General features: G+C 39.5%; 12 protein-coding genes. 4 read left to right on the forward strand and 8 right to left on the reverse strand.

What is annotated here, in order from left to right; genetic code table 11:
- Positions 1-366 precede the first annotated feature (366 nt).
- Positions 367-1,371, forward strand: a complete 1,005-nt coding sequence (locus tag B1NLA3E_RS21390) for a DUF3231 family protein (protein ID WP_015595903.1) — start codon at positions 367-369, stop codon at positions 1,369-1,371.
- 82 nt (positions 1,372-1,453) lie between these two features.
- Here the strand turns inward: B1NLA3E_RS21390 and B1NLA3E_RS21395 are convergent, their stop codons facing one another.
- The 4 genes from B1NLA3E_RS21395 to B1NLA3E_RS25075 form a co-directional block, all read right to left on the reverse strand.
- Complete coding sequence (locus B1NLA3E_RS21395; protein ID WP_041580776.1) at positions 1,454-2,605, reverse strand: putative glycoside hydrolase; 1,152 nt, start codon at positions 2,603-2,605, stop codon at positions 1,454-1,456.
- A 322-nt stretch (positions 2,606-2,927) separates the two neighbouring features.
- Positions 2,928-3,650 carry an amino acid ABC transporter ATP-binding protein gene (locus B1NLA3E_RS21400; RefSeq protein ID WP_015595905.1) on the reverse strand — a complete coding sequence of 241 codons (723 nt, stop codon included), beginning with the start codon at positions 3,648-3,650 and terminating at the stop codon, positions 2,928-2,930.
- Positions 3,643-4,302, reverse strand: a complete 660-nt coding sequence (locus B1NLA3E_RS25070) for an amino acid ABC transporter permease (protein WP_015595906.1) — start codon at positions 4,300-4,302, stop codon at positions 3,643-3,645. Before B1NLA3E_RS25070 ends, B1NLA3E_RS21400 begins: the two co-directional genes overlap by 8 nt.
- A gap of 22 nt (positions 4,303-4,324) precedes the next feature.
- Positions 4,325-5,107, reverse strand: coding sequence for a transporter substrate-binding domain-containing protein (locus tag B1NLA3E_RS25075; RefSeq protein WP_015595907.1), 783 nt, complete (start codon positions 5,105-5,107; stop codon positions 4,325-4,327).
- A gap of 238 nt (positions 5,108-5,345) precedes the next feature.
- Here B1NLA3E_RS25075 and B1NLA3E_RS21415 point away from each other — a divergent pair, with 238 nt between their 5' ends.
- On the forward strand, positions 5,346-6,473 hold the full coding sequence (locus B1NLA3E_RS21415) for a M20 family metallopeptidase (RefSeq protein WP_015595908.1): 1,128 nt from the start codon (positions 5,346-5,348) through the stop codon (positions 6,471-6,473).
- Positions 6,474-6,943: 470 nt separating this feature from the next.
- Here B1NLA3E_RS21415 and B1NLA3E_RS21420 read toward each other — a convergent pair whose 3' ends face one another.
- The gene (locus B1NLA3E_RS21420) at positions 6,944-7,618 is read right to left on the reverse strand and encodes an NAD-dependent epimerase/dehydratase family protein (protein WP_015595909.1); all 675 of its coding nucleotides are present in this window, start codon (positions 7,616-7,618) and stop codon (positions 6,944-6,946) included.
- A 186-nt stretch (positions 7,619-7,804) separates the two neighbouring features.
- Here B1NLA3E_RS21420 and B1NLA3E_RS21425 point away from each other — a divergent pair, with 186 nt between their 5' ends.
- Both B1NLA3E_RS21425 and fabF read left to right on the forward strand, forming a co-directional pair.
- Positions 7,805-8,386 carry a TetR/AcrR family transcriptional regulator gene (locus B1NLA3E_RS21425; protein ID WP_015595910.1) on the forward strand — a complete coding sequence of 194 codons (582 nt, stop codon included), beginning with the start codon at positions 7,805-7,807 and terminating at the stop codon, positions 8,384-8,386.
- A gap of 59 nt (positions 8,387-8,445) precedes the next feature.
- Positions 8,446-9,681, forward strand: a complete 1,236-nt coding sequence (gene fabF, locus B1NLA3E_RS21430; RefSeq protein WP_041580777.1) for a beta-ketoacyl-ACP synthase II — start codon at positions 8,446-8,448, stop codon at positions 9,679-9,681.
- A 35-nt stretch (positions 9,682-9,716) separates the two neighbouring features.
- Here the strand turns inward: fabF and B1NLA3E_RS21435 are convergent, their stop codons facing one another.
- The 3 genes from B1NLA3E_RS21435 to B1NLA3E_RS21450 form a co-directional block, all read right to left on the reverse strand.
- Positions 9,717-10,616: an SDR family oxidoreductase gene (locus B1NLA3E_RS21435; RefSeq protein WP_015595912.1), complete on the reverse strand. Its 900-nt coding sequence runs from the start codon at positions 10,614-10,616 to the stop codon at positions 9,717-9,719.
- A gap of 148 nt (positions 10,617-10,764) precedes the next feature.
- Entirely contained in the window at positions 10,765-11,691 is a 927-nt protein-coding gene (locus B1NLA3E_RS21440; RefSeq protein ID WP_051120179.1) for a TRM11 family SAM-dependent methyltransferase, read from the reverse strand.
- A 771-nt stretch (positions 11,692-12,462) separates the two neighbouring features.
- On the reverse strand, positions 12,463-13,125 hold the full coding sequence (locus tag B1NLA3E_RS21450; RefSeq protein ID WP_051120180.1) for a TVP38/TMEM64 family protein: 663 nt from the start codon (positions 13,123-13,125) through the stop codon (positions 12,463-12,465).
- Positions 13,126-13,521 lie beyond the last annotated feature (396 nt).

Below are 13,521 nucleotides of genomic sequence, written 5' to 3' on the forward strand. Positions count from 1 at the left end.
TTCCGTTGTCGAGTACAAAACAGTAAATAATAAACCAAATAGCAGTCCAATTTATATGAATTGGACTGCTATTTTTGTTGATTTGACGGGGTTCAAGGGTAAAAAAAAGGAGCAACTGGTCACTGAACCAGTGAAGTAGTAACCGTTAAGTGAAAAAAAGGAGCAAACGGTCACTGAACCAGTGAAGTAGTGACCGTAGAGAATGAAAAAAGGAGCAAACGGTCACTGAACCAGTAAAGTAGTAACCTTAGAGAGTGAAAAAAGGAGCAAACGGTCACTGACCAGTCTCATCCTTAACATTTTAGAATAATCTGGTTAAAAATCACACATTCTATGTTTAAACAGTATTGGTATAGGGAGATGACCATGAAAGAACATAATATACAACTTACCACTCCTGAGATTGCAGCCTTGTGGACCACCTATATCCAAAATAGTGCAACCATTTGCTTTTATATCCACTTTCTTCATCATCTTCAAGACTTAGAAATAAAACCAATTGTAGAAGAAGCTTTGCATTTGAATAGAGCGTACATAAAGCAAATTGAAACAATCTTTATTGAGGATGATTTTCCTATTCCAAAAGGTTTTTCCGATAAAGATATTGATCTAACTGCTCCTCCACTCTATACAGATTTATTTGATTTAAGTTTTGTTTATCGTGTCGGTCAAATGAGCGTTCCTAATTACAGTACAATCCTCACAAAAGTAGCTAGGAGCGATGTCTTCCAATTTTTCGAAGATAGTTTGAAATCATCAACAGAGTTGTATAAAAGATCGTTAAATTTAATGCTTTCTAAAGGAGTCTATGATAGACCTCCTAAGATTCCCTATCCGAACAAAGTAGAATATATGAAAAAACAGCAATCTCTTTTAAGTATATGGTTTGGTGATAAAAGACCATTAAATACTGCAGAGTTAAGTGAAATCTTTTATACAATTGAAAGAAATTATATAGGCGTACTTCTTTTAATGGGTTTGATTCAAGTGATGAGGGACGAGGAAATAAAACAATACCTCATCAAAGGGAAAAAATTATCCGAAAAACAGATCGACATTTTTAATAAGATTTTAAGAGACGAAGAACACCTGGGAAACATTCCTGTAAGTTTAGAAGTTACAAATTCAACGACTTCACCATTTTCCAATCGGCTCATTCTGTTTTTGATTACTTCGACTTCAGGAACAGGGATTTATTTGCTTGCTTATGCGATGTCTAATTCCATGAGAAAAGATCTAGTTGCTCATTATTCGTTATTAATACCAGAAATTATGAAATATGGCGGCGAAGGGTTAGAAATCATGATTAAGCGAGGTTGGATGGAACAACCACCGCAGCAAACGGACAGACATGATTTATATAATGCATAGGCTGTCACTTGTGACACCCGAATGATTGTCGCATCTCAAAGTAAGATACCCTCTCACTTTAATGAAAGGGAATCCAATCATTCTAAAATGGTGTGTAATCGACGTTAGGTGTATAGATGTTTTTGCTATTCCAAAGTAAAAATTCGTTAATTCCCTGTGAATGTAGGGCGCGAATTTGATCTTCCACTTCTTTTTTACCATAGACTTTATAGTTCCCCTTACCAAGCCAAGTGGCAGTGAAATCCTGCAACCATGGGCGTGAGATAGGGGGATTTTTAATTTGTTTTAAACGATTATTTTCGACTTTAGCATATTCTCCAACTAGTCGAAACGGTTCAAAATCGGGTTTTTGAATCCCGAATATAGAAGCCCAATGGCTTGGATAAATCATAGCCGAGATCACATCCACGTTTTTAGCGATATTGGAAAAGTTCTGCCCAATTCCTGGTGCTTCAGAAATAACTGTAGTATATCCAAATGTATCGACAGACATCTTAACCTTGTAAGGTTTTAATTTTGAATTAGCATATTTTACGAATTGAGTGATCGCCGTAACTCTATTAGTTCCTTCATTTGACCCATGAAAACTTCCTTTAGAGTAGGTTAGCCCACTTTCAAATGTCTCGAATTTTTCTGGGAATCTTACATAATCGAATTGGATTTCTTTAAAGCCTAATTTGGCCGCTTCAATGGCGATACCGACATTATATTCCCAAACCTCCTCCAGAAAAGGATTTGCGAACGAATCACCGCGACTGTTTTTCCATATACCTTGAGCCGTCTTAAAGGACCAGCTGGGATTTATCTTTGGTAGGACACTATCTTTAAAAACAACGATCCGCGCAATGGGATAAATATTATTTTTTTCTAAGGTTTTCATTAGTTCTCGTGGGTTCGTAATGAATGAGCGGCTGGCAGAATAATACCTCGAGCTTTTCTCAGGGGTAAAAGTTAAATGGCCAAAATCGTCTTTTATATCAATTACCATCGAATTTAATTCTGTGTTGTTAACGAGCTCAAGAAACTTTGCAAACTTCGGCTCTTGGGTATTCACGGCCTGAACATAGATTCCTCTTACCGGTTGCGGTATTTGACTTGCTGAAACCTTGTCATAGGATAAAATTGAGACAAAAACTACTATTAAAATCAAAACCTTCCGCACATGATCACGCTCCAAAGGTATCTTTTTACCTTTATCGTGCGCAAAAATAGCCATATAAATTCCTAGTCTCATTTGAAATCCTTTTTCCCTAAGGCACTTTACTAAAAGATTGTTGTTTTTTTAATAGGTTTGTGTGGAGAGGAAACCGTTGATAAAGAAGTTGATTGGAGCGGAAGGTGCGAGACTCCTGCGGGAGCAGCGGGACAGGTGAGACCCCACAGGCGCTTAAGCGCCGAGGAGGCTCACCGCCCGCCCCGCGGAAAGCGAGCATCCTGGAGCGGAAATCAACCACACTTCTCTTTTGGTAAATAGCAACAAAGTTTACGAAAACAGCCTTCCCTAAAAATGAAAAAGACCCTGAAAGTCAACTAACTTCCAGGGTTCTTCTTTATTTTTATAAAATTTTCTCAAGAAATGCCTTGGCACGTTCACTCTTTGGTTGTGCAAAAAATTCTTGAGGGGTTGAATCCTCCATCAATCTTCCTTCATCCAAGAAGCAGATGCGATCCGCCACTTCCCGTGCGAAGCCCATTTCATGAGTCACAATCACCATCGTTATTCCGGTATGGGCTAAAGATTTCATTACGTCCAATACCTCTTTAACCATTTCCGGATCGAGGGCAGATGTAGGCTCATCAAATAACATGATTTCCGGTTCCATCGCCAGAGCTCGGGCAATAGCTACACGTTGCTTTTGCCCTCCGGATAACTTAGAAGGATATTCATTTGCTTTATCCTCTAAACCCACCCGCTTTAAAAGCTCCATCGCCTTTTTATCAGCTTCGTCTTTCGAGACTTTTTTAACTGTGATAGGAGCATACGTCATATTTTGCAGGACAGTTTTATGAGGGAACAAATGAAAATGTTGAAACACCATTCCAATATGCTGCCGTAGGGAAGTGATATTGGTTTTGGGATCGGTAATTTCCTTACCATTCACCGCTATCTTTCCGCTCGTAGGAATTTCAAGTAAGTTCAGGCACCGTAAGAAAGTGGACTTTCCGGAACCAGACGGACCGATAATCGCCACGACTTCACCTTTTTTAATTTCAGTAGAAATCCCTTTTAATACATCTAATTTCCCAAATGCTTTATAAACGTTTTCTACCTTAATCACTACGACGAAGTCTCCTTTCTAATAAACGGGCACCGAATGTTAGCAGTAAAACCATTCCGTAATAAATCACACCAACAATAAGGAGCGGTTCAAAATACAAGAATGTTTTAGCCCCAACAATGCTGGCACGGCGGAGTAAATCCGTCACTCCGATGGTTGATACCAGGGCTGATTCTTTCAACAATGCAATACTCTCATTAGCCAATGCCGGAAGAATGTTCTTTACAGCCTGCGGAAGAATGATATCCTTCATCATTTGTCGATAAGGAACACCCAAAGATAAAGCTGCTTCTCGTTGACCCTTATCTACTGCCAAAATTCCACCACGAATCGTTTCCGAAATATAGGCAGCTGAATTAAGCGCAAATGCGATGACACCCGCTTGCAATGCTGGAATATTATAACCCGTTAATTGCGGTGTAGCATAATATATTAGTGCAATTTGTAATATTAATGGTGTTCCTCGAAAAATCGACGTATAAAATATGCCTATCCATTTTAACGGCTTAATACTGGAAATTTTAATAAGCGACAGCACAATCCCCAATATAAACCCGATGATGGTTGAAAGAATGGTAAATTGTAGCGTGACCAATATCCCTTGTAAGATAAAAGGGATATAGGGCACGATTTGATTAAATTGTAAATGCATGCCCTACACTTCTCCCTCTAGCTTATTTTGCCTCAAACCATTTCTTAACTAAACGATCCATTTCACCGTTTTCTTTCATTTCTTTTAATACTTTGTTGAAATCATCAACATGAGTAGAACCCTTTGGAAAAGCAACCGCCGATCCAGCAAGCTCAGTGTTTGGAATCTCGGTGAATTTAAGATCCTTGTTGGATCCTGTATATCCTTTTGCAACAGTGTCCTCAATAATTGCTGCATCAATCCGACCAGATTTAAGCTCTTGAATAATTTCAGGAATTTTGTTTAAAGATACAACCTGAATGCCTTTTACCTCATTTACTGCACTCTCTTGGATGGATCCAAGCTGTACGCCTACTTTTTTGCCTTTTAGGTCTTCTAAAGTTTTGAAGTTGGAATCTTTATCAGCTACTATTGTGTTTTTTGCTTCGAAATAAATATCAGAGAAATCAGCGTTCTTCTTACGTTCTGGTTTCGGAGTCATCCCGGCCATTACGAAATCGGCACGCTTAGACTGTAAAGCTGGAAGTAATCCGTTAAAATCCATGTCTTTAACTTCAACTTCGAAGTTCAATTTGCTTCCAATATATTTTGCAACGTCTACATCAAATCCGATGATTTTTCCAGATGTTGTGTCATAATCCTCATAAGGAGGGTAATCTGCAGATGTAGCCATAACCAATTTTTCTTTTTTTGTATCTCCTTGTGAGCTAGTGGACTTTTTATCCTGATCCTTTGATGTTCCACAGGCAGCTAAAAGGCCCATAGTCATGATAATTGTTAATATAATGATTAAAGATTTTTTCAAATCTAACACCCTTTCGAATATTTATGTTAATTTTTTTATTATTATCCAGCACCTTTGTTATTATAATTATACGAGAATAGTTTTTCAACTAGAAATTTATAGTTATACTAAAATAAAAATAAATATGCAATTTACCGATTATTTGATAAATTGGCGGTTAATATGTCCCTATTACTATTAAGAAAATTATGATAAAACATACATGCGGAAATGTGGAAATAAGAGAGGGGTTTTTTATATGCAAAATTGGAGTAAATATTTTCAAGATAATATTGATGGGATTCTAACGGAATTAAAAACCTATGTAGAGATGGAGAGTCCTTCCTCAAATAAGCAAGCAGTGGATAAACTGGGTTCTTATATTCAACAACAGTTTGAAAAACTCGGGTGCCGTTTTACACGAAATCAACAAAAGGAATATGGGGATCAACTGCGCTTGGAATATGGAGAAGGAGCGGAACAGATCCTTATTTTAGGACATTTCGATACTGTAAAGGACATTGGCACCCTAGAAGTTGAGCCTTGGAGAATCGAAGAAGGGAAGGTATATGGGCCGGGCACATATGATATGAAGGCAGGCATCATTTTTGCCTATTTTGCGTTAAAGGCCATTAAACAATTTAATCTTCCTTTAAACAAACGAATTGTTTTTATATGGAATACAGATGAAGAGATGGGGAGTCCTTCTTCTAGAGTGTACATCCAGGAAGAAGCTGCGAAAAGTTGTGCAGTGCTCGTGCTTGAACCTGCTTTTGGCAATGGATCATTGAAAACGAGTAGAAAAGGGGGCGCAGAGTTCAAGGTAACGGTACACGGAAGGGCGGTACATGCCGGGAATGACCATGCAAAAGGGGTAAATGCGATTGCAGAATTGGCCCAGCATATCCTCGCCATTCAATCATGGACAGATTATCAAGAAGGTACCACCCTCTCGGTAGGGATGATAAAAGGAGGGTCCGCAGTAAATGTGGTACCTGAATTTGCAGAAGCGATTGTGGATGTGCGTGTAGCTAAAAAGTCGGCAATGCCTGGCGTACAAAACCGCTCGGCAGCATTAAAGCCTGTTCATCCTGAAGCGAAGGTCTCTGTAGAGTGGGAATTTATTACGCCGCCAATGGAACGAACAGAGCAAACCGAACGGTTATTCCGTCTTGCTGCTGAGCAAGCAAAACTAGAAGGATTTGAATTAACTGAAGTGACGGCTGGTGGGACGAGCGACGGAAATTTTGCTGCAGCTACAGGCGTACCTGTTCTTGATGGACTTGGTCCAGTCGGGGATGGAGCTCATGCTTCTAATGAGCATATTACGCTAAAGGATATCCCAGAACGGATCGCGTTATTAGTCAGAATCCTGACTGCATTGTAGGTTGTTAAACATCAGTCGCCTCTTTAATCAAACGTTTGATTAAAACATCGTAAAAAGAAAATGCACATCGATTTGCTAGGGTACACTCACTGGTGTACCCCTACATTTCTTGTTGCAACTTTGAGGCATTTGAGTAAACATTATATTCATGTTTGCGGACATCAATGCCGCTATTAATGCATAAAGGGGGGGGCTTGATAGGTTAACGGACATCAGGGCCCTTATTCATTAGAAAGCGGGCATGATTCAGTGTTTTTTATTAAAATAAGGTATCCTGTGTCCGATAAATCTAAAAAATGGGTAATTTTATCAAAATAAGGTCCTCTGTGTCCGTCCGTTTGGGTCAGAGGAATCGTATTATAAATTGCGCCTGAATTAAAAAACAAATTAACACAATAATGGGCCAGAAAAAACTCAACTTTCAGGATATATGCCCACACGCTCACTTCAAGAAATTCCAGCTTCTCTTCTTACTTACTAGCCAACGTTATTATATCCTTATTTTCCAGAATGGAGTTTTCATAGCCTTCACTGACGGAATGAATCATCGCAATACCCAGCTCCCTTAAAGTAAGGAGATGCTGCGGAAAAACAAGACGCATGACAGGATACATCCATGAAATGGCATGATAATAACGGTGCGTATTCTTTAACCCTTTGGTCGGATGAAGGTAGCCTGGGCGAAACATGTATGCTCTTTTAAAAGGCAACTGAAGCAAATGGTTCTCCGTTCTTCCTTTCACTCGAGCCCACATGACTCTACCCTGCTCACTGCTGTCTGTCCCGCTTCCAGACACATAACAAAAGACCATTTCTGGATTCAATCGGGAAAGAACACCAGCGACATAAAGAGTTAAATCATAGCTTATCCTGCTAAATTCCGCTTCCTTCATGCCGACTGACGAAACACCTAGGCAGAAAAAGCATGCATCGTAATTGCTCAGCAGGTGTTCGATTGGGCTTAAATCAAACAGATCGCCATGGACAATTTCCGTTAATTTGGGATGGGTAACCCCGCAAGGTTTACGATTGATAACCAATACCTGCTCTACCTTTGGATCCTGAAGGCATTCGTGCAGAACCCCTTCCCCTACCATCCCAGTAGAACCTGTAATAATCACTTTGATTTTCTTTCCAGCCATCATATGCGACACCGCTTCCCGCTTATCTTCATTATTTTTTCAAAACAAATCTTTTCATTAATGATAGCAATTATTCTTCTTGGAGCCAAACAAGTATCTGAAACAAAATGGCTTGACAGAAAGGACTGCATTATTTAATAATAAAAAGACCGAACGTTCTTTTTTTGCACATAGGGAGGTGAGTAGCATATGAATAAAGGCGAACGAACAAAGAACTATATTATCGAGCAATCCTCTTCATTATTCAACCGAAATGGGTATAAATCGACCTCTATTTCTGATATTATGGCTGCCACTGGTCTCAAGAAAGGCGGGATCTATAACCATTTTGAAAATAAAGATAGCTTGGCGAACGCATCATTTTCTTATGCCTTTAATAAAATGAAAGAAAATTATAAGAGTGCCGTCGCCTCAAAAAGCACCGCACACGAAAAATTCTATGCCTTTATCTCTGTTTTTAAGACATTACAACAGGACAGCATCATAATCGGAGGTTGTCCATTAATGAACGCCTCAATTGAAGCCGATGATTCAAAAATCGAATTCGAGGATTCAATCAAAGAGGGATTTACCGCATTAATCAGACTGATTAATGGCATAATCCAACATGGCCAGAACCACGGTGAAATCAAAATGGACATCAACGCTGATCAAATGTCCGTATTCGTTATTTCATCGCTTGAGGGTGCCCTTGCGTTAAGCCGATTGTACAAAGATGAGAGCTATCTAGAAATGGTCATTGCACAGCTAAGTGGAATTCTTTTTAGCTGAGTGGTCTATATTTTTTTATAAAAAAAGAGACCGATTGGTTTCTATAGGGGGTTTTATATATTAAACGTCGAGTTGTCATCACAGGATATGGTGTCATTTCCCCATTAGGAAATGATGTAGATACGTTTTGGAGTCATATAAAAGCTGCAAAATCTGGGATTAAAAAAATCCAAGAGAACGGTTTTGAGGATATAAACACAAAAATTGGCGGCTTTATCGACGATTTTCAGCCAGAACAATATTTTGATAAAAAAGAATTAGGTAAATATGATTTATTTGTACAATATGCATATGCTGCCGCCCAGCAAGCATTAAATCAAGCCAAACTGAACCCGGAATCCACTGATGCACATCGATTGGGCGTTTACATCGGCTCAGGAATTGGCGGTATTAATACTGTGTTAGAAAATCATAAAGCCCTATTAGAAAAAGGGCCAAGAAGAGTGTCTCCATTCATGGTACCGATGATGATTAGTAATATGGCTGCTGGCATCGTGGCCATTAAAACTGGTTTTAAAGGACCGAGTTTCTCCCCAGTGTCTGCATGTGCCACTGGAAACCAAGCAATTGGAGAAGCATTCTTGAATATTCTGCATGGCTATTCTGACGCAATCCTTGCGGGAGGATCCGAAGCTTCGATTAATCCGCTGGCATTTGCCGGTTTTTCAAGAATGAAAGCCATGTCCACTAATAATGATTCACCGCAAAAAGCAAGTCGACCATTTGACAAAGACAGAGATGGCTTTGTCATGTCAGAGGGAGCAGGAATCCTGTTGCTCGAAGAATATGAGCATGCCAAAAATAGAGGTGCGACTATCTTAGGTGAGATCATTGGCTTTGGATCTACAACCGATGCTCACCACATTACTACTCCTGATTTTCATGGGGCAGAAAGAGCGATGAAGCTTGCCCTAGACATGGCCCAAATCCAGCCTACGGATGTTGATTACATCAATGCCCATGGCACAAGTACACCTGAAGGGGATAAATCTGAAACCAAAGCCATAAAAAATGTATTCAAGGACCATGCCTATAGATTAAAAATAAGCTCGACCAAATCAATGACAGGACACTTGTTTGGAGCAGCAGGCGGAGTCGAGGCCATCATTACACTTAAAAGCATCATGGAGGATACGATCCCCCCTACAATTAATTATGAACACCCTGATGAAGAATGTGATCTTGATTATGTTCCGAACGAATCCATTCAAGCAGAAGTAAACTATGCTCTTTCCAATGGTTTTGGATTTGGTGGGCATAATGCTGTGTTAGTGTTCAAAAAGTTCATAGATTAATGGAAGGTGCCTAGCGCCTTCCAAAGATACCCATCTTATGTCCCCATCATCCCTCCTCCATTTACATGCAGGATTTGACCAGTGACATAAGATGAATCGTCTGAGGCTAAATAAACATAGGTCGGAGCCAGTTCAAACGGCTGTCCAGCACGCTGCATCAGCGTGCCTGCACCATATGTTTTTACATATTCCGCAGAAAAGCCTGAAACAACTAATGGAGTCCAAGTAGGACCAGGAGCCACCGCATTCACTCTTATCCCATACTTAACTAGCTGCGATGACAAGGATCGAGTAAATGAAACAATGGCACCTTTGGTTGAAGAGTAATCAACTAACATGGGAACCCCTGCATAGGCAGCCACAGAAGTAGTACTAATAATGGAACTTCCGGATTGTAAATAAGGCAATGCTTCCTGAGTGATGAAAAAAAGCGGGAAAATATTAGTACGAAAAGTATCCTCTAATTGATCTCTTGTAATGTTTAAGATACTTTCCTGAGGAAACACGACGCCTTGGTTAAGGACAAGAATATTTATTTTTCCATAGCAGGCCAAAGTCTTTCGTACTACATCACGACAGACTGATTCTTCCCGCAGATCTCCTGGGATTAACAAGCAGCGGCGACCGTATTGTTCAACCATTCTCTTTGTCAGATTGGCATCTTCATGCTCGTATAAATAAGCAATCGCCACATCTGCCCCTTCTTTTGCAAATCCAATCGCTACGGCCCGGCCGATTCCGCTATCTCCTCCAGTGATAATAGCGACCTTGTCTGTTAATTTTCCACTTCCAACATACTGAGGATTATCGGATATCGGAGTTGGGTTCATCAAATACTCTAACCCTGGTTGTCTTTCTTGATGTTGCGGCGGAAACGTAACGGGAGTTTGTTTACAGGTTGTTTGAACGGAATAATACGGGTACTTTGGGATCATGTTAAGCCCACCTCACTCTTTATGGTCCATCACATGATATTCAGCTAACATAAATATGTTCTGAGGTGGACTCCCTGAGATCAAAAAAAAGAAGCCAACCAACATGATCTGTGATTGCCCTCCTTATTTTTTAAAAATAAATCCAAAATCACTCACACACGATCACTTCACGAGTAAATAACCCTTTTTTTGCGACAGCACGATCTACTATGGAAAATCCTGCGGTTACAAGGACATGATCAATCGGCTCGACCGTCACCACAACCACTTTCTTGGCAAACCTGCGCGCACTTTGGAGCATTTCCAGCTGCTCTTCAGGCGTTATCACCGAACACAAATTGTAAGGCAAATCGATAATCGCCACATCAAAATCCTCTGTGATATCACGGATATCTGCTAAATTCACCTCGCCAGTAAGTCCAAAGTGAAGAATATTTTCCCGAACTCCTGGCAGGATAAGTGGATTGCGGTCGCTACCTACAATATTAATTCCCATCGAACGGGCTTCAACGAGCACGGTCCCAATTCCACAGCAAGGGTCGATTGCCTTAATCCCACTCGGATTCGGAATGGCAATATTGACGACCGCCCTGGCAACACGCGTGTTGAGCGCAACGGAGTAACTATTTGGCTTCTTTTGGTGTTGGAACCAAACAGACACACTTTTAAGATACTCTCCAAAAACCCAGCTGCCGCTGACATTCATTACAGCAAACAAGCGCTCTGGATCATGTAAATCAGCCTCACCATCGATATGTAATCCAAGCTCTCGCTCAATCGTCCGCCTCTTCACGAAACTTTCCTTTTCAGCAAGATCACCATTTTTTACATAAACCACCTTAAACGTTGCCCCATTTAATGGCAATGTTTCTACCTGTTCGAGAAGCTCGTCAAGAGTGTCCCCTTCAAAAAGCACTGCAATTCTTCCTTTGATAAACGGACTTCGCGATGGGTCGATTTTCACAGGGCTTTCCAAAATACTAGATCTCGACTCTTTTCCGAATAAAGAACGCATTTCCATAGCACACAAAGAGCGTTCATCCTCAGGATAAGCGTATGTATATAAATAGGTCATTGATTTAGTACCATCCAATCTCTTCTCAGCCTTTAATCAAACAATTTCTCTCACTTCACGTTCAACCATTTAAAAACGATGATACCACTTATCTACAGATTAAAATACCATTTTTCGTAGGAAATCGGCAATTAGCAAAGAGCAATTAAAAATAAATCAATTCGTTGTAATAATTTCCAATCAAAATACACACTCTTATTATAGGAGGTGTATAAGCGTAGGTGAAAAACTCAAAAATATTTCTAGTCGCTATGTTAATTCTCCCTTGGCTAACCCTACCATTATTAGGTAAAGATACATTTAAAAGATATCTTCCAGGTGCTTTATTTATTTGTAGCTTCACGAAAATACTAGATATAATTGGGCAACGTAACAAATGGTGGACGTTTTATAAAGGAATTCCCCCGCTAAATAGCATGGATTTCCTAAACTGGGGCCCTTACTTTGTCTCAAGTTTTTGGGTATTAAAATGGACCTATGGGAAATTCTTTGTATATTTTATTACTAATACAATTTTTCATATATTGTTTATTTTCGTTGGCTTAAAATATACAAAACAGTTTAAGATCTTTTCATTGGCAAAATTAAAACAGCTACCATACTTGGTACTCCATATCTTTAGAGCACTACTTCTATATGCTTTTCAATATATTAAAGAAAACATACAATGGTTTCCGTTTAGAATTGAAACCAAAAAGGAGAGTCAATCACACTGATGTGATTGCTCTCCTTTCCTCTGAGTATATTAATCCTTCTTGCTAACACCAGGCCCTATTCGGGTGGTGTCATTGGAGTGCGGCCCGCTTTCTTTCTTCGCTTCCTTATGACCATGATGACTAATAAGGCAAATGCGGCAGAAACCACATATAAACTGTTTTCCCATGGAATAGATAAAATGCCGAGTGAGATGGATGAAAGAATAAAAAAATAAATCATGTTTCCTAGTACTGTTGCATAGAAAAACTTCATAAATCGGATCGAACTAATGGCAGCGGCAATATTAACTACACTGGTAGGCATGAAAGGCATAACCCTTCCAATAAACACAACGCCAAACCCGTTCTCTTCTATCTTGCTTTCCCATTGGCTATTTACGTATTTAGCAAAGAAATCTTGAAACCAATAGCGGGTTATTAAAAAAGAAACCGTGGCGCCGGCAATGCTTATCAACCAGCTCCAAATATAACCACCTGTAAACCCAAACAGAGACACATTGATTGAGATTAATAAGATTAGAGGAATGATTGTAAACAAATTTTGAATCGTCATCAACAGCAGTGTGAAAAATAAAAGGAGCCATAAACTTCCATGGGATAAGTTTTGTAATGACTCAATATTACCCGATAACAGAACCTTCATTGTTTCAGTTTTAAAGCCAATGATGAGAAGAGGTAGTGCGACTGCGATAGAGCCTAATTTCATTCGTTTATTCATTACTACCACCTCTTCGTCTGTCATTATTGTTCTATCGTATCATATGAATGTTAACATATAATGAACTAGGTGTTTGGAATGACGACCTGGGGAGACTAGCCCATTTCCGCTGAAAGGGATAGCACTCAGGACTCCTTGTTATGTATAGACTCGACCCGATACAAAAAGGACCTGGTATTTATTCACTTCCAATTTATTATATTATTCACAATAACCAGACTACATTCCGCTTGAGGTAATCCGATTTACCAACCATAAGATCAAAGTTTCAAAATTTAACACAACTGTTCCCGCTTCTATTTCTGAATTTAGTGTATAGTTTATGTTGAAACCATTATCCCCTTTAATAATATTTTTTTATAACTTACCTTCGAGGTGATATATGTTATCAAAACT

The organism is Bacillus sp. 1NLA3E, assembly GCF_000242895.2.
Lineage (GTDB): Bacteria > Bacillota > Bacilli > Bacillales > Cytobacillaceae > Bacillus_BU.